General features: G+C 64.2%; 22 protein-coding genes and 1 tRNA gene. 17 read left to right on the plus strand and 6 right to left on the minus strand.

Translation table 11 applies throughout. The annotated features are described in order from the left end of the window. Positions 1–11: 11 nt before the first annotated feature. The 10 genes from SLT36_RS05415 (at position 12) to SLT36_RS05460 (ending at position 10,838) form a co-directional block, all read left to right on the plus strand. Positions 12–881, plus strand: coding sequence for an NAD-dependent epimerase/dehydratase family protein (locus SLT36_RS05415; protein ID WP_432286218.1), 870 nt, complete (start codon positions 12–14; stop codon positions 879–881). Continuing rightward, positions 878–1,489, plus strand: coding sequence for a hypothetical protein (locus SLT36_RS05420; RefSeq protein WP_432286219.1), 612 nt, complete (start codon positions 878–880; stop codon positions 1,487–1,489). Before SLT36_RS05415 ends, SLT36_RS05420 begins: the two co-directional genes overlap by 4 nt. Further along, the gene (locus SLT36_RS05425; RefSeq protein ID WP_432286220.1) at positions 1,490–2,701 is read left to right on the plus strand and encodes a DUF1116 domain-containing protein; all 1,212 of its coding nucleotides are present in this window, start codon (positions 1,490–1,492) and stop codon (positions 2,699–2,701) included. It abuts the gene before it with no gap. A gap of 33 nt (positions 2,702–2,734) precedes the next feature. Beyond that, positions 2,735–3,670 (plus strand): LysR family transcriptional regulator, encoded by a 936-nt coding sequence (locus SLT36_RS05430; RefSeq protein ID WP_432286221.1) that lies wholly within the window; start codon positions 2,735–2,737, stop codon positions 3,668–3,670. Between the two features lie 71 nt (positions 3,671–3,741). Continuing rightward, positions 3,742–5,007, plus strand: a complete 1,266-nt coding sequence (locus tag SLT36_RS05435) for an amidase (RefSeq protein WP_432286222.1) — start codon at positions 3,742–3,744, stop codon at positions 5,005–5,007. Between the two features lie 292 nt (positions 5,008–5,299). After that, the gene (locus SLT36_RS05440) at positions 5,300–6,250 is read left to right on the plus strand and encodes an ABC transporter substrate-binding protein (protein ID WP_432286223.1); all 951 of its coding nucleotides are present in this window, start codon (positions 5,300–5,302) and stop codon (positions 6,248–6,250) included. Positions 6,251–6,382: 132 nt separating this feature from the next. Then, positions 6,383–8,260 carry an ABC transporter permease gene (locus SLT36_RS05445; RefSeq protein ID WP_432286224.1) on the plus strand — a complete coding sequence of 626 codons (1,878 nt, stop codon included), beginning with the start codon at positions 6,383–6,385 and terminating at the stop codon, positions 8,258–8,260. A gap of 13 nt (positions 8,261–8,273) precedes the next feature. Further along, the gene (locus tag SLT36_RS05450) at positions 8,274–9,368 is read left to right on the plus strand and encodes a quaternary amine ABC transporter ATP-binding protein (RefSeq protein WP_432286225.1); all 1,095 of its coding nucleotides are present in this window, start codon (positions 8,274–8,276) and stop codon (positions 9,366–9,368) included. 112 nt (positions 9,369–9,480) lie between these two features. Beyond that, complete coding sequence (locus SLT36_RS05455; protein ID WP_432286226.1) at positions 9,481–9,927, plus strand: transposase; 447 nt, start codon at positions 9,481–9,483, stop codon at positions 9,925–9,927. 368 nt (positions 9,928–10,295) lie between these two features. Then, a complete protein-coding gene (locus SLT36_RS05460) occupies positions 10,296–10,838 on the plus strand; it encodes a hypothetical protein (protein WP_432286227.1) in 543 nt (180 codons plus the stop codon). A 138-nt stretch (positions 10,839–10,976) separates the two neighbouring features. Here SLT36_RS05460 and SLT36_RS05465 read toward each other — a convergent pair. After that, a tRNA-Ala gene (locus SLT36_RS05465) sits at positions 10,977–11,052 on the minus strand. A gap of 308 nt (positions 11,053–11,360) precedes the next feature. Between SLT36_RS05465 and SLT36_RS05470 the strand changes: the two genes are divergently transcribed. From SLT36_RS05470 to SLT36_RS05480, 3 genes are all read left to right on the plus strand, one after another. After that, positions 11,361–11,651 carry a YggT family protein gene (locus SLT36_RS05470; RefSeq protein ID WP_067966013.1) on the plus strand — a complete coding sequence of 97 codons (291 nt, stop codon included), beginning with the start codon at positions 11,361–11,363 and terminating at the stop codon, positions 11,649–11,651. Between the two features lie 9 nt (positions 11,652–11,660). Next, positions 11,661–11,972 (plus strand): DUF167 family protein, encoded by a 312-nt coding sequence (locus tag SLT36_RS05475; RefSeq protein ID WP_432286228.1) that lies wholly within the window; start codon positions 11,661–11,663, stop codon positions 11,970–11,972. 96 nt (positions 11,973–12,068) lie between these two features. Then, entirely contained in the window at positions 12,069–12,677 is a 609-nt protein-coding gene (locus SLT36_RS05480) for a hypothetical protein (RefSeq protein WP_432286229.1), read from the plus strand. 57 nt (positions 12,678–12,734) lie between these two features. Here SLT36_RS05480 and ppa read toward each other — a convergent pair whose 3' ends face one another. The 5 genes from ppa to SLT36_RS05505 form a co-directional block, all read right to left on the minus strand. Then, entirely contained in the window at positions 12,735–13,271 is a 537-nt protein-coding gene (ppa, locus tag SLT36_RS05485) for an inorganic diphosphatase (RefSeq protein WP_067956472.1), read from the minus strand. Between the two features lie 104 nt (positions 13,272–13,375). Beyond that, complete coding sequence (locus tag SLT36_RS05490; protein WP_432286230.1) at positions 13,376–13,882, minus strand: GNAT family N-acetyltransferase; 507 nt, start codon at positions 13,880–13,882, stop codon at positions 13,376–13,378. A gap of 129 nt (positions 13,883–14,011) precedes the next feature. After that, positions 14,012–14,650, minus strand: coding sequence for a TPM domain-containing protein (locus tag SLT36_RS05495; protein ID WP_432286231.1), 639 nt, complete (start codon positions 14,648–14,650; stop codon positions 14,012–14,014). Beyond that, on the minus strand, positions 14,647–15,516 hold the full coding sequence (locus SLT36_RS05500) for a TPM domain-containing protein (RefSeq protein ID WP_432286232.1): 870 nt from the start codon (positions 15,514–15,516) through the stop codon (positions 14,647–14,649). The genes SLT36_RS05495 and SLT36_RS05500 overlap by 4 nt, the downstream gene beginning before the upstream one ends. Before the next feature lie 180 nt (positions 15,517–15,696). Next, positions 15,697–16,332, minus strand: coding sequence for a LemA family protein (locus tag SLT36_RS05505; protein ID WP_432286233.1), 636 nt, complete (start codon positions 16,330–16,332; stop codon positions 15,697–15,699). A 101-nt stretch (positions 16,333–16,433) separates the two neighbouring features. Between SLT36_RS05505 and SLT36_RS05510 the strand changes: the two genes are divergently transcribed. Genes SLT36_RS05510 through SLT36_RS05525 form a run of 4 tightly spaced genes read left to right on the plus strand, consistent with a single transcriptional unit; the run spans position 16,434 to position 18,566 of the window. After that, entirely contained in the window at positions 16,434–16,691 is a 258-nt protein-coding gene (locus SLT36_RS05510) for a hypothetical protein (RefSeq protein WP_067956482.1), read from the plus strand. A 2-nt stretch (positions 16,692–16,693) separates the two neighbouring features. Then, positions 16,694–16,915 carry a hypothetical protein gene (locus tag SLT36_RS05515; protein WP_432286234.1) on the plus strand — a complete coding sequence of 74 codons (222 nt, stop codon included), beginning with the start codon at positions 16,694–16,696 and terminating at the stop codon, positions 16,913–16,915. Continuing rightward, the gene (pdxY, locus tag SLT36_RS05520; RefSeq protein WP_432286235.1) at positions 16,915–17,817 is read left to right on the plus strand and encodes a pyridoxal kinase PdxY; all 903 of its coding nucleotides are present in this window, start codon (positions 16,915–16,917) and stop codon (positions 17,815–17,817) included. The genes SLT36_RS05515 and pdxY overlap by 1 nt, the downstream gene beginning before the upstream one ends. Beyond that, complete coding sequence (locus SLT36_RS05525; protein ID WP_432286236.1) at positions 17,814–18,566, plus strand: DUF429 domain-containing protein; 753 nt, start codon at positions 17,814–17,816, stop codon at positions 18,564–18,566. The genes pdxY and SLT36_RS05525 overlap by 4 nt, the downstream gene beginning before the upstream one ends. Positions 18,567–18,608: the final 42 nt, after the last annotated feature.

Consider the following 18,608-nt stretch of genomic DNA (forward strand, 5'->3'; position numbering starts at 1 on the left):
AGACCCTGCCAATGATAAGAAAAGTTGTTGTGACCGGCGGTTCGGGCCGGGTCGGACGCTACGTCGTCCGCGAACTCGCCAAGTCTTACGACGTGGTCAATACCGACCTCATCGCCTGTGACAGCGGCGTGCGTCATGAGACGGTCGACGTGATGGATCTCGACGCGTTGCGCCGCGTTTGCAAGGGCGCCGATGCCCTGGTGCATCTTGCCGCCATCGACTTCGACTGGAAGGCTGCGCCCGAAAAATACATGCGCGTCAACGCGCTTGGCACCTGGCATGCGCTGCAGGCAGCAGCCGAAAACGACCTGTCGAAGGTGGTGCTGTGTTCGAGCATCTCGGCGTGCGGACTGTCCGAGATGCGTCCGGACTGGCGGCCGCAATATCTGCAGGTCGACGAGCGCCACGAGAACCGTCCGGTGCAGGCCTACAGCGTCAGCAAGCAGCTGATGGAGAACATGGCACGCAGCTTCGCCCGTGGCACGCCGATGAGTGTGCTGTCGCTACGGCCGCTGGCCGTCGTGCTGCCAGAGACCTTTTCGCAATACGTCTCCTTGGTCGAGGCGCCTGATCGCAACTGGCTGTTCTACTATGTCACCGCCGAGGATGTCGCTCGGGGCTTCGCCGCGGCCATTGCCTCGAAGGTGAAGCAGGGCGAGTTCTTTCTCAGCGCAGCCGACACGTCACGTGCCGAGCCGACACTTGACTGGTATGCCGACCGCTTTGGCGCGCTGCCCGAGATTCCCAATCCGCGCGTCTTCGAAAACAATCCGCGCGCCTCGATCTTCTCCAGCACCAAGGCGCGTGACTATCTCGGCTGGGAGCCAAGCTCGAATTACCTGGAGATGCGCAAGGCGCTCGTCGAGGAGAAGGCGGCATGACGAACGGCGTGCGTGCGGGCGTGGTCGACTGGACCGGCGACAACCCCTTTGTCTATCTCAAGACCGATCCGTCGGGCGACTGGTCGAGCCTGTCGCTGTTCTTCCGTGTCGTCTGCTCCGACAAGGGACGCGGCAATGTCATCCTGGTACTCGAAGACCCTTATGACGCCGGACGCGAAGGCGTGCGGGTCTGTTTCACCGACAACGAGCCGCTGGCGCGTGACCTGATCGAGCGTTTCGTCAAGCGCTTCGGCCTCTTCCGTCCGGCGCATGCCGCACTGGCCAAGGTCGAGATGTTGGCCGATGCCAGTTTCGGCGTCCGTCATGACTATCCAGGCCTCGTCACCGAACATGCCGAGACGCCGGACGGGCGCAACGCCAGCCTCACATGGTGCGGCCTTCAGGCGGCGTTCGTCGCCGACGTGCCGGCCGACCAGACGCAGACCGGCGAACATGCCATGCTGAGCATCTTCCAGCCGGCGACCAGCGCCGAGGTGATCGTCGACGGCAAGGCTTTGCCGGGCGTGACCGTCGAGCGCGATTTCTTCGGCGGCCGGGCACAGTCCGCCGCACTCGCCCACAGCGAAACCTGGATCAGGGCAGCCTAGATGCCAAAGAAGTCTGCTGGCCCAGCTGCCGTTCTGTCCGTCGCCGATGCGGAAGCCTTGCGGCGCATCATCGCCGTCAAGCCGCGCTGGGACGGTGTCGTCAGGATTGGCGACGTCGCCGGACAGGACCGGCCTTGCCTGTTCCATGCCGGGCCGGCCTTCGCCAGCACCGACGAAATCCCTGCGCCGGTGCGCAATTCCCTTGCCTTCGGCTGTCTCTACGAAGGCTGGGCCAAGAGCTGGGACGAGGCCGATGCGATGATAGTCGCAGGCGACGTCGCGATCATGCCGGCACAGGGAAGCGGACTGCTCGTGCCGCTCGCCGGCGTCGCCTCGCCGTCGATGGCTGCGGTCCGCATCTCCGACCAGGGGTCTGCCGGCGTGCGCCATTGCGTGCTCAACGAAGGTGCCGATATCGCCACACGGCTCGGCCGCCGCGACGAGCGACTGCTGGAGCATCATCGCTGGTTGAACGGCGATCTGGCCGACTGGCTGAGCGGTTGCCTGGCGGAGCCGCTCAGCATCTATCCGCTGTTGCTGGAGTCGTTCGCGCAAGGCGATGACGGACATGCCCAGACGGGTGCTGGCTCCCAGTTGGTCGCCGCCGCGCTGCGAAGGCGCGCCTTCGACACGCCGCAGGCGGTGGGCGAGTTTCTCAAGGGCTCTGCGGCGTTTGCTCTCAACATTTGGATGGCAACGATTGCGCTTGCGTCCGGCGCCGCCGAAGGGGTTGCCGGCTCGACGCTGGTCACCCGGGCAGGGGGCAACGGCGTCAGCTTCGGCTACATGTTGGCTGGCGAGGCCGGCCGATGGCGCGTGGCTGACGCACCGCGGCTTGCCGGGACGGTCGAGGCGCGCTTTGGCGCAAGTGTGCCGACAGGCGCGTTGGGCGACAGCGCCGTACTCGACTTGTTCGGCCTCGGCGGCATGAACCTCGCCGGCGCGCCGACTTTGGCGGCAGCGCTTGCCGAGCACTTGCCCAAGGATGCGCTCGTGCGAAGTGAAATCATCCTGGCGGGTCGGCATCCCGGCTTCGGCAGCCGCATGGTGGCGTGTTCCGCCGAACGAGTGATCAGCGCGGGTGTCGGTCCGATCATCCTGCTCGGAATGATCGACGCTGAGGGCAAGGCCGGCCGGCTAGGCGGCGGAGTCGTTGACGCACCACCAGAATTGTTCGCCGTCGGACCAGACGTAGGGGCGGCGGCGGAGTAAATTCTGCGCCACCATATACGGGAGGAATCTGGCATGCGCTTCACACTCAAACAGCTCGAATATTTTCTCGCAGCGGCTGAGGCGGGAAGCATCACCATTGCCGCTGCACGCGCGCGGATCTCGCAGCCGTCGATCTCGGCCGCGATCTCCTCGCTGGAGGCGGAATTCGGCGTCAACTTGTTCGTGCGCAACCCGGCGCAGGGCATCGTGCTCACCGCCGCCGGCCAGCGTCTGACGCGCGAGGTGCGCGACATCATCACCCGCATGGGTGGGCTCTATGTCGTCGCCAACGAACTGAGCTCGGTGGTGCAGGGGCCGCTGTCCATGGGTTGCCTGGTGACGCTGGCGCCCGTCGTGCTGCCCAGCCTGCTTGCGCCGTTCCATGCGTCGCATCCGGCGGTGCAGCTGTCCTTCGCCGACATGGATCAGGCCGAGATCATCCGCCAGTTGCGGCAAGCTCAGATCGACATCGCCCTGACCTACGAGATGCAACTGCCGAAGGATATCCGCTTCACCAAGCTTGCCGATCTGCGGCCGCATGTGGTGGTCGCGCGGGATCATCCGCTGGCGCAGATGGAAGAGGTGGAAGTCTCCAAGCTGGCCGAGTTTTCCTACATCATGCTCGACCTGCCGATCAGCCGGGAGTACTTCCTCTCGGTCTTCGAAAGGGCCGGCGTGTCGCCGAGGATCACCTATGTTTCGAAGAGCCCAGAGGTGGTGCGCTCGTTGGTCGCCAGCGGTTATGGCGCCACCATCTCGACCATATTGCCGCGCTGCGAGATCGCGCTCGACGGACATCCGCTGACCAGCATCCCACTGGGTGGTGACGTCGCGCCATTGCCTCTCGGCATGGTCGTGCTCGACCAGGGGCCCAACACGCCGGCGGTGAGGGCGTTCGAGACCTATTGCAGCGAGCGGTTCAAGGAAGGGGTGCCCGGTATGCGGTCGCCCGTCGAAGACGGCGAATAGACAAACGGGGAGTGCTGGAGCGTCACGTGCGCCGAAGGGCGCGCGGTGCCCGGCATTTGCGGGAGGAGCAGATGGACCATAGCGAGAAGCTTCCATGGGGCCGGGCGCATGTCGAGCGATGTCTCGCCAGGATCGAGGCCGGCGAGCGGGAACTCAAGGCATTCGAGGCGCATGATACCGCGCTGGTGCGGGCCGAACTGGATGTGCTCGACAGCAGGACCGGGTCGTTGCCGCTCGCCGGGCTTGCGCTCGGCGTCAAGGATATCATTGATGCCACGCCTTATGCGACCGGTCGCGGCTCGCCGATCCACAAAAGCAGAATGCCAACCTTCGATGCCGCCGCAGTGGCGCAGCTGCGCGCCGCCGGCGCGGTGGTCATGGGCAAGACGGTGACCACAGAATTCGCCTTCTTCTCGCCCGGGCCGACGGGCAACCCGCACGATCTGGCGCACACACCGGGCGGCTCGTCCAGCGGCTCGGCGGCCGCCGTTGCCGCTGGCTTCATCGATGCCGGGCTGGGCTCGCAGACCGCGGCGTCGATCACGCGGCCGGCATCGTTCTGCGGCGTCGTCGGCTTCAAGCCGAGCTACGGCTCCTACAGCCTGGCCGGCGTCGGGGGCCTGTCGCCGTCCTTCGACACGCTCGGCGCATTGACGCGCAACGTTGGAACGCTTGCCGCCGTTCATGCCGTGCTGGCCAACGCCGGCCGAGCCCAACCGGTCACGGCAGCGGTCGCGCCCCGGCGTATCGGCATCTGCCGGACGCCCTGGTGGGGCCGCGCCGAAAAGGGCACGGTCGACGCGCTCGCCGGGGCGCAACGTGCGCTCGGCAGCGACGTCGAAACCGTCGACATCGATCTGCAGGCGTTCGAACAGGCTGCCGATCTGCACGGCGCAATCATGGCCTTCGAGGCGGCGCAGACGCTGGCCGGGGAACGCGCGACGATGCCCGGCAAGTTCAGCCCTGTCTTGCTGAAACTGCTTGAAACTGGGGCCGACATCAGCCGCGCCCAACATGTCGGCAACTTGCACCGCGCGGCGGAGATGCGCCGGCGCTTCGAGGAGGTTGCGGACGCGTGCGACCTGATACTTGCGCCGGCCGCCGTCGGCGAGGCGCCGCCTGGGCTGGCCGCGACGGGCGATCCGATTTTCAGCCGCCTCTGGACCTTGCTCTTGCTGCCGACGATCACGTTGCCGGGTTTCGTCGGTCCAAGCGGGTTGCCGGTCGGGGTCCAACTGATCGCCAGGCTCCATGATGACGAGCGCCTTCTGGCCCACGCGCTGTGGGCCGAGCGACTGTTGCCGGCGCGACCCGAGCCACGTGTGCTCCGCCCTTAGAGTGGTATGAAAGGCATATGAATTCCAGTGGCTTGAGTGCCTTGCCGGCGTTTCGTTCCGGCAAGCTTCCAACGTGCTGACCCAGGTTCAATCAGGCTGAGGAGGCTGTTCAAGGAATCATATTTGACCATCGAGCGGGATCGTTTCTGAATGTCTTCCGACGAAGGCGCCATCGTCAGAGTTCAGTGCAGATCACCGACAGAATGCCACCGCGAGCCAAAATCGCGATCGCCGAACTGTCGCAATGGCTACCAGCCGCGAGGCTGAACCGTCCAACTGGGGAACTACAAGAATGTCCAAACTGCTTCACTCGACGGCCCTGCGCCGCACCTTCTCAACTCTCGTCGGCGCAATGGCGGGCGCGGTCATGCTGGCGTCCGGCGCATCGGCGTTTTCGCCTGAGTCGACCGATCCGATCCGCATCGCCCAGCACGACTGGGCCGGCAGCGAGTTCAGCTCGCACCTCCTGGCTCGGTTGCTCGGCGAGCTCGGCTACAATGTCGAGGTCGTGACCATCGATTCCAGCTCGGTCTACACCGCGCTGGAGAATGGCGATCTCGCCTTCCAGGTCGAGGCATGGTCAAGCAACCATCCCGAGATGCCGCCGCTGATCAAGGCTGGCAAGATGACAGACGTCGGCGAGTCCGGCCTGCAGGGCATGGACCGCTACTGGTATCCCGACTACGTCAAGGACATGTGCCCAGGCCTGCCCGACTACAAGGCACTGAGCGGCTGCGCCAAGCTGTTCGCCACTGCTGAAACCGGTGAAAAGGGCCGTCTGCTGGTCTATCCGGAAAGCTGGGGCGGTCATGACGAGGAGCGCCTCGCCAATCTCGGCCTGAACTTCGAGGTCGTCCATGCCGGCTCAGAGGCGGCGCTGCTCGCCGAGGTCAAGTCGGCGGTGCAGCGCAAGGCGCCGATCCTTGCCTGGCTCTACGAGCCGCACTGGGCGCCGGTCCAGTTCAAAGGCCAGTATGTGACGCTGCCGCCCTATACCGAGGAATGCTACGCCACCAAGAGCTACGCCTGCGAGCGGCCGCACGGCCGGATCTACAAGCTCGCCTGGAACGACGCCAAGGCGAAGTGGCCGCAGGCTTTCAAGGTGTTCGAGGCCTTCAAACTCGACAACAAGGAATATGGCGAGTCGCTTATCGACATCAGCCTCAACGGTAAGAGTGTCTCCGAGGCCATCGACATCTGGATGGAGAAGAACAAGGACCGCTGGACCGCCTGGCTCCAGTAAGTTGATGGTGCAGGTGACGACATGACGTACCAAGCTCAAATCTCATCGCCTGCGCCCGCGTTCAACGCGCGGCAGGCCGCTCTTCTGGCCTGCCTCGTGGCCATCGCGATGGTTTTCGCGATGGCTCCGCATATGTCCCAATGGCTCGTCGCATGGCCAAGTGAGCGCATCGTGCCGGTGGCCAAATGGCTGACTGGCGCTTTGAAATCTGCGTCCGAGGCGCGCCTCGTCGGCGACTTCGCCGTCAAAGACGTCTCGCGCTCCCTGACCACCGTCATCGAATGGCCGACCAAGGCCATCCAGGTGGTGTTGGTCGATGGCATCTATAAAGGCTTCGGCGCCCAGCGCTCGACCATCCTTCCGCCGCTGTCCTGGCTGGGTCTCGCCGCTGCGGCCGCGCTGACCGGCTGGCGCCTCGGCGGCGTGCGTCTTGCCTCGCTCGCGGCGCTGACCGCCGGCTACCTCCTGGCCTTCGGTCTTTGGCGCAGCGCCATGCAGACGGTGTCGCTTCTGGCGGTCGCAGTTCCCATCGGCGCCGGTCTCGGGCTTGGCCTCGGCATCATGCTGTGGCGGCGTCCGCGCATCCAGGCGCCGGCTCTGCTCGCCTTCGACCAGCTCCAGACCATGCCGATCTTTGCCTATCTCGTGCCGATCATCGTGTTTTTTGGACTCGGCTACGCTCCGGCGATCCTGGCGACCGTCATCTTTGCGGTGCCGACGATGATCCGCACCACCGTCGCCGGTCTGAACCTCGCGCAGAATTCGGTCGGCGAACTGTCGCGCTCGCTCGGCTGCAACCGCAGGCAGGAGTTGTGGAGCGTGCTCATTCCCACCGCCCAGGCCGAGCTGCGCGTCGGCATCAACCAGATCGTCATGCTGTCGTTCTCGTGCACCGTGCTGGCCTCGCTGGTCGGCACCAACGGGCTCGGCTACGACATCCTCGTCGCCCTGCGCCAGCTCAATTTTGGGCGCGGCCTCGAGGCGGGCCTCGCCATTACACTGATGGCCATCCTGCTCGACAAGTTCTTCCAGAGCTCGGTCAGTCGCAACGATGCGCCGCGCATGCCGCTGAAGAGCTTCTTGGTGCTGATCGGCGCCTTGCTCGTGGTGCCGACCGTGGCGTCGCTGACGGTTCCGCAACTCGCCGCCTATCCGGCCGAGTGGCGTGCCACGACCGGCTCCTTCGCCGACAGCATCGTCGAATGGACCAACGTCAACCTGTTCTGGCTGATGGACGGTATCAAGACCCTGCTGCTGGTCAACCTGCTGATGCCGGTCAAGGCCTTCATGGCGGGCATCCCATGGGTCGCCGGCGTGCTCTTTACAGCCTTGCTGGGCTATCTCGTCGGTGGCTGGCGCCGCGCCGTACTCGTCGGTTCGCTGATGTTTGCCACAGTGATCGTCGGTTTATGGCAGGTGACGATGCTGACGGTCTATCTCTGTGCCGTGGCCGTCGTCGTGGCTTCAGCTATCGGCATCCCGCTCGGCATCCTCGCCGGTCGCAGCAGGCGTGCCGCCGGCATCATCCTGCCGATCGTCGACACGCTGCAGACCTTGCCAGCCTTCGTTTATCTGATTCCGGCAATCATGTTCTTCGGCGCGGGCGATTTTCCGGCCTTCGTGGCGATCACCGCCTATGCGCTGTGTCCGGCCATCCGCTTCACCGAGCTCGGAATCCGCAGCGTTCCTTCGTCGTTGCGCGAAGCGGGAACGCAGCTCGGCATGACTTCGCGGCAGGCGCTGTTCAAGGTCGAGCTGCCGACCGCGGCGCCGCAGATCCTGCTCGGCATCAACGGCACAATGGTGATGGGGCTGGCGATGCTGGTGGTGACGGCGCTGATCGGCACCAAGGACCTCGGCCGCGAGACACTGACGGCTCTGGCACGGGTCGATCCCGGGCAGGGGCTTACGGCAGGTCTCGCAGTGGCCTGCCTGGCAGTGGTGGCCAATCGCCTCGTCGGCGGCCTCGCGGAAAAACGAATGGCAGCGCAGGCTTCTGCCTCGGCTTAACGGGACACTTCCAATGACCGCACATCCCTATGCATCGAACTTCACCTCCGCCAACAAGGTGCCGGAAATGGCTCAATCCCACGACAAGCCCAAGCTGCTGGTCCGCGACCTCTGGAAGGTCTACGGGGCGAATGCCGACAAACTGTTTGCCAGGCGGTCGGCGCCTCCGACCGACGAGGAATTGCGCCAACACAACCTGTTCGGGGCGGTAAAGGGGGCTTCCTTCGACATCTGGCCAGGCGAGCTGATTACCGTGATGGGCCTTTCGGGCAGCGGCAAATCGACGTTGGTACGCACCGTCAGCCGGTTGATCGAGCCGACCTGCGGCCAGGTTCTGATCGACGACGAGGACCTGTTGGCTGCCTCTCCGAAGCGGCTGATCGAGCTGCGCCGCCACCGCATGGGCATGGTGTTTCAGAACTACGCCCTGTTGCCGCACCGCACGGTGCTGGAAAATGTCGCGCTGCCGCTCGAGGTGCGTGGCGAAGCCAAGGCCAAACGCGAGGAGCGCGCCCGGCAGATGGTCGAGCTTGTCGGTCTCAAGGACCGGAGCGGCCATTTCCCGACGCAGCTGTCCGGTGGCCAGCAGCAGCGCGTCGGCATCGCCCGCTCGCTCGCCGTCGACCCCGACATCTGGTTCCTCGACGAGCCATTCTCGGCGCTCGACCCGCTCATCCGCCACGAGCTACAGGACGAGTTGTTGCGCCTGCAGAAGATTGTCAGGAAGACCATCCTGTTCATCACCCATGATTTTGACGAGGCGGTCAGGCTCGCGAATCGTATTGTCATCATGGAAGGCGGACGTATCGTCCAAATTGGCACGCCCGAGGACATAGTGCTCAATCCGAAGGACGCTTACATCGCCAACTTCACCAAGAATGTGCGCCGCGCAAATGTCATCTCGGTTGGTTCTCTGGCGCGGCCGATGGGCGAGGTCGCCTGCATCGCGCGCGCCGTTCCGGCCACGGCCAAGGTGATCGAGGTTGCCGACCAGGTGCTGGCCGCTTCCGGACCGGTCGCTGTCGTCGACGCCGCGGGAACGGTCGTCGGTGCGGTCCAGCGTGACGCGGTGATCGCGGCGTTGCTCGACCGCCCTGCAACTGCCTAGCAGCGGCCCGTCGGCGCGAACGCCAGACAATTCTGGCCCAACAGGTACAAGAAAAAAGCCCGCCGGATTGAACTGACCCCCGAAAGTTGGACACAACCTTCGGGGGTTTTGCATGTCCAAACACAGTGCGCGTTTCAAGCGCTCGGTTGTCGATAGCTATTTGTGCGGGGATGAAAGCTACGCGAGTGCGGCGTCGAAGCGTGGAGTTGACGCGGCGACTGTCCGCAAGTGGGTGGCTTTGTACCAGGCGCATGGCTGGGCGGGCCTGTCGGGCAAATACGATCATTACGACGCGACGTTCAAGCTGTCAGTGCTCGAGCGGATGTGGCGAGAAGGTCTGTCGTATCGCCAGACGGCGGCGTTGTTCAATATCCGCAATGCCAGTTGCCTGGCGGGCTGGGAGAAGCGCTATCATGCGGGTGGGATAGAGGCACTCGGCCGACGTCCCGGAGGACGCCCCATGTCGAAGCCGCCGGCCCCCGCAGTGCCTGTTGCACCCAGTGACGAAGCCAAAAGCCGGGAAGAACTGCTGGCCGAACTGAAGCAACTGCATCGCTGATGGCATCCGCTCGGAGGCCGATCTGGCGAGGCTCAAGCAGTCCCTCTCGGAGAGCTACCGGCTCATGCCGGGCAGCAAGCGGGAGAAGGACAAGGAGCTTCAAAACATGCTGGAGAACATCGACTTCGGCTGGAAGCGGATCAACGGCATCCCGATCTACGGCTCCGAGAAGGAGTTCGCGCAGTGGGTCCGCCGCATCAAGGCGTTCCAGTTCGTCCGTCTGATGTCGAACATGGGCCTCAATCAGGTGCAGGAAACGTGGAAGCTGGTGAGCCTTACGGGCTTCCGGGCGGCCATGTCGCGACCGTCTCGTCCAGCAGAACGACTTCGGGGCCCTCTCGAAGTGGATGTCATGGCCGGTGGCCAACTTGTTCACGCAGTTTCGCTCGTTCGTCTTCGGCGCGTGGGCAAAGTCCACTCTTTGGTCGATGAACCACGGCATGGCGACCGATCCTCGGATGATGGTCCTCATGCTCGGGGAACTCGCCGCCGGCACCGCCACCTTCATGGTGCGCCAGTCAGGTCAGATGACGACCGACGAAGGCCGTGAGAAGTTCTTCGAGGAGACAATGGACCCGGCGAACCTCCTCAAGAACGGTTGGGCCCGCACGGCGACCGCCTCGGTGGTCCCAATGTTCCTCGATACGCTTGCAATGGCAACTCCGATGGGGCCACTTTTCGGGAACGCTAGGGCTTCCGGGTCCACGGCTGATGCGTTCTTCGGTTCCCCGGCGCTCGACAACCTCGACGGCCTCCGAAACTTCGGGCGGGGCGTGATTAGGTCGGCGTGGAAGGGCGAGGAACTGACGCAGCAGCAGATGCATGCCGCCGCTCGTCTGATGCCGTTGGGCAATTGGATACCCTTCACGGCGTCCCTCGGGGCGCTCATTGAGGATCGGCCCGAAAGATGATCTGAAAGGGCCCCGTTCAAATTTGGGCGGGGCCGCCGTTGTATTGGTCTGAATGATTGGTCTGAATGAAAGCCAATTTGGAGCCGACGGCTGTCCAACGTATTGATTTCTCAATCAAATTCGGAGCAGCTAATCCGCTGGTGGAGCTGAGGAGGATCGAACTCCTGACCTCGTCATTGCGAACGACGCGCTCTCCCAGCTGAGCTACAGCCCCGTCCAGCGGATGGCCGCATTTATTGGCGGCCGGAGCCGTCTGTCAAGCGAGCAGTTGACGTAGGGGCGACGTCGCCCGCATGGGCTGCGGCGGGGCTCCGTATTTCGACGAGCACACACGTTGCCGAGAAGTTGGTCGAGACGGGCCGTGGAAGGCGCTGCTAATTCCAAGGGAACGGCGGCGACACTTGCGGTGGGCGTTGGCTGTGCAACGGGGATCCCTCCCGGCGGAAGAAGCAGGTTCGGCCGGGCGGGACTTGCCGCTCAGGCGTGCAATGGCTAAATGTCGGCAATTCATTGGAGATCGGCATGCTCGCCCTCATTCAGACCATCGTTCTGGCCCTCGACCTCTACTGGTGGATCATCATCGCCTCGGCGATCTTCTCCTGGCTCTATGCTTTCAACGTGGTCAACCCGCGCAACCAGGTGGTCGGCACCATCGGCAACATGCTGTTCCGGCTGACCGAGCCGGCGCTACGGCCGATCCGTCGCCTGATGCCAGACCTTGGCGGCATCGACATTTCGCCGATCGTGCTTCTGCTTGCGCTGTTCTTCGTCAGGCAGTTCATCCTCACCACGGTGGCTCCGCTCGTCATCTGACCTTTGGTGGTGGCCAGCTTCTTCAAGGAGCGTGATGACGGCGTCGAGCTTTATGTCAGGCTGACGCCGCGTTCCTCGAAGGATGCTGTCGAAGGTGTTGAGCAGGCGGCCGACGAACGCTGCCGTCTCGCGGCGCGGGTGCGCGCCGTGCCAGAAAAAGGCAAGGCCAACGCAGCGCTTGAGAAGCTGCTCGCAGCCTGGTTGGGCATTCCGAGAAACTCCATAAAAGTGGTCGCCGGCGCCACCTCGCGACTGAAGACCATTCGCGTGGCAGGCAACACAGGCGAACTGGCCAAGCTCATGATGGAGCTCGCTAGGTGATGAGCCCGCGCTCTGGATAACGCGGCTCCGGCGCGACATACTCCGGTTGCATGCGCGCAGGATGTTGCGTGCATCTCAGGCTCGGGGAGGCGCGGAATGCGGAAGCTCGTCCTAGCACTGGCGCTTGCCATGCCGTTGCATCAGGCAGTGGCGGAAGAGATCTCGAGCGCCTATGTCGAGACCAACACCGAGGCGGACTGCGTGGTCTTCGACAAGGCCGGCACAGATGACGGCGACTATGCCAACATGGTTTGTCCGGGATATCGCGGCTATCCGGTGCTGGTGTTTTCAGCCGATCTCAGGGAATCGGTGTTCTACGGTTTTCCGCCCGCCGATTTCATCGATGTGCCCTGGCAGAGCTTCGAGACGTTCAACAGAACTGCGGCCAAGGCCGAATGGCGCATTTCGAGCCATGACGGCAAGACGATCCCATTCGCCACCATCCGCCGCTGGTACGTCCAGGCGGAACCTGCCGAGGGCGACAAGGAAATCGAGGTGCTGGTGGTGGCGAAGGTCGGGCAGCCGGGCAAGGCCGATGGCTGCGTCGTTGGGCTGGTGTTGGCGACCGGTGAACCCAAGGCCAATGAGCTGGCGCGCAAGATCGCCGACGAACAGGCACGCGATTTTGCCTGCGGCTCGGACGAGAGGGTGCTCGTCGGCGATCCGATGCCGGTGTTCTATTCTGAAGGCAAGACAAAGAATTGAGGCGCGGCCGGCACTGCCGAACCGCGCCCGGTATTCACTGACCTTGAAACAGGAGCCTCAGGCCTTCAGCGCCTTGGCGCGTTCGATCGCTTCGACGATCATCTTCTTGGCGTAGGCCGCATCGTGCCAGCCGCCGATCTTGACCCACTTGCCGGGCTCGAGATCCTTGTAATGGCCGAAGAAGTGCTCGATCTGCTGCAACGTGATCTCGGGCAGGTCGGTGTGGTTGAAGACGTTTTCGTAGCGGCGGGTCAGCTTGGGCGACGGAACGGCGATAACCTTTTCGTCCTGGCCGGCGTTGTCTTCCATGACCAGCACGCCGATCGGGCGCACGTTGATGACGCAGCCGGGAATGAGCTGGCGGGTGTTGCAGACCAGCACGTCGATCGGGTCGCCGTCGCCGGAAAGGGTGTGCGGCACGAAGCCGTAGTTACCCGGATAGTGCATCGGGGTGTAGAGGAAGCGGTCGACGACGAGCGTGCCGGCTTCCTTGTCCATCTCGTACTTGATCGGCTGGCCGCCGACAGGCACTTCGACGATCACGTTGACGTCTTCAGGCGGATTCTTGCCGATCGAAATCGCATCGATGCGCATGGGGAAGCTCCAGAATTAAAGGTGCCTCCCGATAAACGCCTTGGGCCGCGTGTGCAATGCAATATTGATGTCGGGAGACTGCGACGAAAGGCTTGCTTTCCGGATCACTCCCAGACGAAAGCGACTTTCTTCAGCGCCTTGTGGTCGAAAACCTCGACGCCCTCGGCGATGTCGCGGCCGCCGGCACCGGAATAGAAGGCGAGCGCGTTGTCGTTCTCCTCGAGCGCCCAGACCACCATGCCCTTGAGGCCATGGTCGGCGAGGCGCTGGCGGGCGGCGGCGAAAAGACGGCTGCCGAGGCCGATGCCTTGGCATTCGGGGCGGAGGTAGAGTTCGTAGATCTCGCCCTGCTGCTTGAGTTCACGGGCGCGGTTGCGGCCGAGCGTGGCGTAACCGGCAATCTTGCCGCCGATCTCGATCACCAGAACGGTTGCGGCGCGGCGGATGGCGTTGGCCCACCATTCGCCGCCGCGGCGGTTGATCATGGTGTTCAGCGCACGATGCGGGATGATGCCGGAATAAGCGCCGCGCCAGGCCTCGTGATGCACCTCGGCGATGGCATCCGCGTCGCGGGGCTCGGCTTTCCTGATGTCGATCGTCAGCGTGTTCATAGTTTCTTAACCATAAACCGCGTCGCGACGGTTGCAAAGAGTCCGCACGCAGCCGGAATGGCGTTTCATGTGATCCGGATCGAGGATCAGGTGCAGGTGTGTCCAAATGGACTCACCAGGGCTATGCGGTCAGATCTCGACGAGGTGGTCGTCGAGTTCGTTGACGTCGGCTGAGGACACTGGGAAATGCCGCGCTAGCAGGGTGCCGACCGTGGCGATGGCCGCAACGAAACCGTCGGCGAGACGGTTGGCACGCGCTTCTGCGGTGAGGTCGCGCACGATGCCGTCCCAGACGTCCTGCGGAACCTTGGCGTGGATGCCGGCGTCGGCGACGACCTCGGCATAACGTTCGGCCAGCGACACGAAGATCAGCACGCCGGTGCGTGCGGTGGTGAGATGCACGTTGCGGGCAAAGAACTGCCTCAGCGCGTTGGCGTGGGCGGCGCGGTAGAGCAGGCCGCGCGGGACGAGCCGGATGCGCAGGCCGGGCAGCCACCACAACAGCGCGCAGGCAGCCGCCGCCGCCAGCAGCTGGACGATGACGAAATGCGGCAGCCGGACGGCGACCCACCAGTATTCGAGCGCGAAGCCGGCGGCGAGGCTGACCAGCAGGATGCCCGTGATGACGGCGAAGGCCGCGGCAAAGAAGTAGCCATCGCTGCGGTGGGCGACGACGCAGTAGATCTCGCCCGAGGTCTGGGCTTCGGCGGCGCGGATGGCCGCGGCGATGCGTCCGTGATCGCTGGGGGGAAGCGTGGTCTGGGTCATGTCGTCCTACCAGCTCCCGATGAACCGCCGCCGCCGGAGGACCCGCCCCCGCCGGAAAATCCGCCGCCACCGCCGCCCGACGACCAGCCTCCGCCGCCGCCACCCGAGGACCAGCCGCCGCCTGATGACGACGAGCCGGAGCGCTGGTTGTAATTGAAGGTCATGCCGAGCCACTCGTAGCGGCCGGGTCCGAGCTTGCGGCCATACATGCGCGGCAGGATGGCCATGGCCATGCCGCCAAAGAAAAGAGTCGCCCAAAGCGCTATGAAGACGAAAAAGATGATGTCGTCTTCGCTCCAGCCGGCAACGCCGGTCTGCTCATTGCGCTTGGCGCGTGCCTCGAGTTCGGCGCCATCGCCCTCGACGACCATGACGATGTCGTCGACCGCTTTGGAAATGCCGCCCGAAAAATCGCCGGCGCGGAAGGCCGGCACCATGGTGTTCTCGATGATCAGCTTGGTGTGCAGGTCGGTGAGCACGCCTTCCAGGCCGTAACCCACCTCGATGCGCATGCGCCGGTCGTTGGGCGCCACGATCAGCAGCACGCCATTGTCCTCGCCGGCCTGGCCGAGCTTCCAGGCGCGGAACAGGCGGTTGGCATAGGGCTCGATCTCCTCGCCATCGAGGCTGGGGATGGTGGCGACGACGATCTGGTCGGAGGATTTCTGCTCGAAGGCCGCGAGTTTCTGGACCAGCTCGGCTTCGGTGGCGGGATCGATGATGCCGGCGTCGTCGACGACACGGCCGGTGAGAGTGGGCAGTTCGGCGGCGAGGACGGGAGCCGCAAACAACAGCAGAAGCAATGCGAGAAGGGCAGGGACGTGCTTGAGCACCCGCCTCTGGCCTGCCGGCCATCTCCCCCGCAAGGGGGGAGATTGGCAGCGTCGGCCGGCATGCTGGACTTTCGATGTGTGCAATGAGCGCAGCCTGCGCGGCCAGCTGATCTCCCCCCTTGCGGGGGAGATGGCCGGCAGGCCAGAGGGGCGTGTGCAGGCGCCTGCGCTCAAGGTCATTTCCGCCACTTCATTGGGCGCGTGACGCCGACATTATCCGCCCTGGCCGGTGCCGAAATTCACCTTGGGCGCCTCGAGCTTATCTTCGGCGACGGTGAAGTTCTGGAACGGTTGGTTGCGGAACCAGAGCGTGTTCCAGATCATGGCGGGGAAGGTCTTGAGCGAGGTGTTGTAGACGCGAACGGTCTCGATATAGTCGCGGCGGGCGACGGCGATGCGGTTTTCGGTGCCTTCGAGCTGGGCCTGCAAAGCGAGGAAGTTCTGGTTGGCCTTGAGGTCGGGGTAGTTCTCGACGACCGCGAGCAGGCGTGACAGCGCGCTGGTCAGGCCGGCCTGGTTGTCCTGGAAAGCCTTGAAGGCGTTGGGGTCGGTCAGCGTTTCCGGCGTCACCGTCACCTGGGTTGCCTTGGCGCGGGCCTCGACGACGCCTTCGAGCGTGTCCTTCTCATGCGAGGCATAACCCTTCACCGTCTCGACCAGGTTGGGGATGAGGTCGGCGCGGCGCTGGTACTGGTTCAGCACTTCGCTCCATGCTGCCTTCGCCTGCTCTTCCTGGGTCGGGATGGTGTTGTAGCCACAGGCCGACAGCAACGGCATGACGATCGCCAGAACAACGAAAGCCGGAAGCAGACGGAAAGCAGGAAGTGCCGGCGAAGCTTGCATGCGCATCTGTTTGTCCTCGACAAAGCAACTGATCCGACAGCATTATCACAAACGCGCCTGGAGAAAACCGGCGTTCGATTTGGCGATGATGCCAGGAGTTTTTGACGATGGCGTCACCGAGAGACAGCGACGGCGAGAAGGAATCGCGCCGCATCCTCGACCGCATAGCACGCGAGAGCGACCCCGGCGGCGCGTCGTTCGTGGCGCGCAAGGCCAGCGAAATGCGCAATCATCTCGGCGCCGCCGACGTCGACAAGGCCGATCCGATCGAGCACATCGGCACGCGCATCGGCCGCATCCTCGGTTTTCTCCTGACCATCGGCCTCGTTCTGTGGCTGATCAATTATCTGGTTCGAGGCGGATAGTGGTGACAGGCAGTGAGGACGAGGGGCCGGCGGAGTCTCGCCGCATCCTCAAACGGCTGTCGCGTGAGAGCGACCATGGCGGACGTTCGTTTGTCGCACGCCACAGATATGCTGCGAAAGAAAAAGGCGAGACGCCCAATGGCCTCTACATGCTGCTGGGTGCCGTGTTTGCCATCGCGCTTTTTCTCTGGTTGTTGTCTTGCATTGCACTGGTGAAAATCTGATGAGCACTGAACAGTCCGGAGCGCCACACGCGGTCATCGTCGTGTCGAGCCATGTCGCGCGCGGATCGGTGGGCAACCGCGCGGCGGTGTTTGCGCTGGAGACGCTCGGCCACCCGGTCTGGGCCGTACCGACGGTGATCTTGCCGTGGCACCCGGGCCATGGCCGCGCGACGCGCATCGTGCCGCCGACAGAACAATTCGCCGCCTTCATGGCCGATCTTGAGCGGGCGCCATGGCTCGGCGAAGTCGCTGCGGTGCTGTCGGGTTATCTCGGCGAGCCAGGCCAGGTGGAAGCTGTGGCCTCGCTGGTCGAAACGGTGAAGGTGAGAAATCCGAAGGCGCTCTATGTTTGCGATCCCGTCATCGGCGACAAGGGCGGGCTCTATGTCGCCGAGACGCTGGCCGCGGGCATTCGCGACAGGTTGCTGCCCTTGGCCGATATCGCCACGCCCAATCGCTATGAGCTGGAATGGCTGGCGGGTGCCAAGGCCGACGACATGCGTTCGACAATGGCGACTGCCCTCGGGCTCGGGCCGGCAACGATGCTGGTCACCTCGGCGCCGGCGATGATGGCCAACGGCACGGGCAATTTGCTGGTCACCCAGACGCAGGCGCTGCTGGCCGAGCACCGCACGGTCGAGCGCCCGCCGAACGGGCTCGGCGACCTGAGTGCTGCCGTCTTTCTGGCGCGACTGCTGGCCGGGCACACGCCATCCAAGGCGCTGCAGTCGACCACCGCTGCCGTCTACGAGATCCTGGCGCGCACGTCGAAGCGCGGCGGCGACGAGCTGCAGCTCGAAACCGATGCGCAAAGCCTGTCGCATCCGATGGCGATGGTCGAGCTGCGCACGCTCATCCATCCCTCGCGGAGCCGGAAACCCGGCAAGGATTCTGGGGCGTGACGGTTGCCGGCGTCGACGGCTGCAAGGCCGGATGGGTCGCGGTGATCCGCGACGACGCCGGAACGAGAGCGCAGGTGTTCGGCAGCTTCGACGCGCTGTTGGCGGCAATTCCAGACGACGCGGTGGTGGCGGTCGACATGCCGATTGGTCTGCCTGACTTCACCACCAAGGGTGGTCGTGGTCCCGAGATGCTGGTGCGGCCATTGCTCGGCCAGCGGCAATCGAGCGTGTTTTCGATCCCGTCGCGCGCGGCAGTCCATGCTGAGGCGGCCGAGTTCACCGATCTCGAGGCCTGGTACGCCGCGCATCGCCGGTCGAGCGAGATCGCTATGCGGACCTCTGAGCCGCCACGCGGCGTCTCGATCCAGGCCTTCGGCATATTTGCCAAGATACGGGAGATCGACGCGCTGATGATCTCGAGGCCGGAGCTGCGTGAGCGCGTGATCGAATCCCATCCCGAAGTGGCGTTCTGGCGGCTGAATAGCGGGCAGGCGATGAGACTGCCGAAGAAGATCAAGGGTCGCGTCAATCCCGACGGCATGGCGGAGCGGAAAACGCTGCTGGCGCGTGTCGGCCATGGCCGCGGCTTTCTCGACCAGCCTCCGCCGCGCGGTGCGGCTGCTGACGACTTCCTCGATGCCTGCGCGATGATGCTGATCGCCGAGCGGCACGGGCGCGGCGAGACCATGAGCTTTCCGTCGCCGCCAGGGCGCGATATCAATGGCATTCCGGTCGCGATCTGGGTTTAATGCTTTCGTCCGACAATGTTCCTGTCCGACAGGGAGGCGTGC

The sequence above is a fragment of the Aminobacter sp. BA135 genome (assembly GCF_050859125.1).
Taxonomy (GTDB): domain Bacteria; phylum Pseudomonadota; class Alphaproteobacteria; order Rhizobiales; family Rhizobiaceae; genus Aminobacter; species Aminobacter ciceronei.

What these genes read in the sequence shown, in the direction of transcription:
- SLT36_RS05495 (WP_432286231.1), bottom strand. Translation starts at nt 14,650, where the DNA reads ATGACCCAGACCACGCTTCCCCCCAGCGATCACGGACGCATCGCCGCG.
- SLT36_RS05480 (WP_432286229.1), top strand. Translation starts at nt 12,069, where the DNA reads ATGCGGAAGCTCGTCCTAGCACTGGCGCTTGCCATGCCGTTGCATCAG.
- SLT36_RS05505 (WP_432286233.1), bottom strand. Translation starts at nt 16,332, where the DNA reads ATGCGCATGCAAGCTTCGCCGGCACTTCCTGCTTTCCGTCTGCTTCCG.
- SLT36_RS05455 (WP_432286226.1), top strand. Translation starts at nt 9,481, where the DNA reads ATGTCCAAACACAGTGCGCGTTTCAAGCGCTCGGTTGTCGATAGCTAT.
- ppa (WP_067956472.1), bottom strand. Translation starts at nt 13,271, where the DNA reads ATGCGCATCGATGCGATTTCGATCGGCAAGAATCCGCCTGAAGACGTC.
- SLT36_RS05415 (WP_432286218.1), top strand. Translation starts at nt 12, where the DNA reads ATGATAAGAAAAGTTGTTGTGACCGGCGGTTCGGGCCGGGTCGGACGC.
- SLT36_RS05450 (WP_432286225.1), top strand. Translation starts at nt 8,274, where the DNA reads ATGACCGCACATCCCTATGCATCGAACTTCACCTCCGCCAACAAGGTG.
- SLT36_RS05420 (WP_432286219.1), top strand. Translation starts at nt 878, where the DNA reads ATGACGAACGGCGTGCGTGCGGGCGTGGTCGACTGGACCGGCGACAAC.
- SLT36_RS05425 (WP_432286220.1), top strand. Translation starts at nt 1,490, where the DNA reads ATGCCAAAGAAGTCTGCTGGCCCAGCTGCCGTTCTGTCCGTCGCCGAT.
- SLT36_RS05430 (WP_432286221.1), top strand. Translation starts at nt 2,735, where the DNA reads ATGCGCTTCACACTCAAACAGCTCGAATATTTTCTCGCAGCGGCTGAG.
- SLT36_RS05435 (WP_432286222.1), top strand. Translation starts at nt 3,742, where the DNA reads ATGGACCATAGCGAGAAGCTTCCATGGGGCCGGGCGCATGTCGAGCGA.
- SLT36_RS05440 (WP_432286223.1), top strand. Translation starts at nt 5,300, where the DNA reads ATGTCCAAACTGCTTCACTCGACGGCCCTGCGCCGCACCTTCTCAACT.
- SLT36_RS05510 (WP_067956482.1), top strand. Translation starts at nt 16,434, where the DNA reads ATGGCGTCACCGAGAGACAGCGACGGCGAGAAGGAATCGCGCCGCATC.
- SLT36_RS05470 (WP_067966013.1), top strand. Translation starts at nt 11,361, where the DNA reads ATGCTCGCCCTCATTCAGACCATCGTTCTGGCCCTCGACCTCTACTGG.
- pdxY (WP_432286235.1), top strand. Translation starts at nt 16,915, where the DNA reads ATGAGCACTGAACAGTCCGGAGCGCCACACGCGGTCATCGTCGTGTCG.
- SLT36_RS05490 (WP_432286230.1), bottom strand. Translation starts at nt 13,882, where the DNA reads ATGAACACGCTGACGATCGACATCAGGAAAGCCGAGCCCCGCGACGCG.
- SLT36_RS05445 (WP_432286224.1), top strand. Translation starts at nt 6,383, where the DNA reads ATGTCCCAATGGCTCGTCGCATGGCCAAGTGAGCGCATCGTGCCGGTG.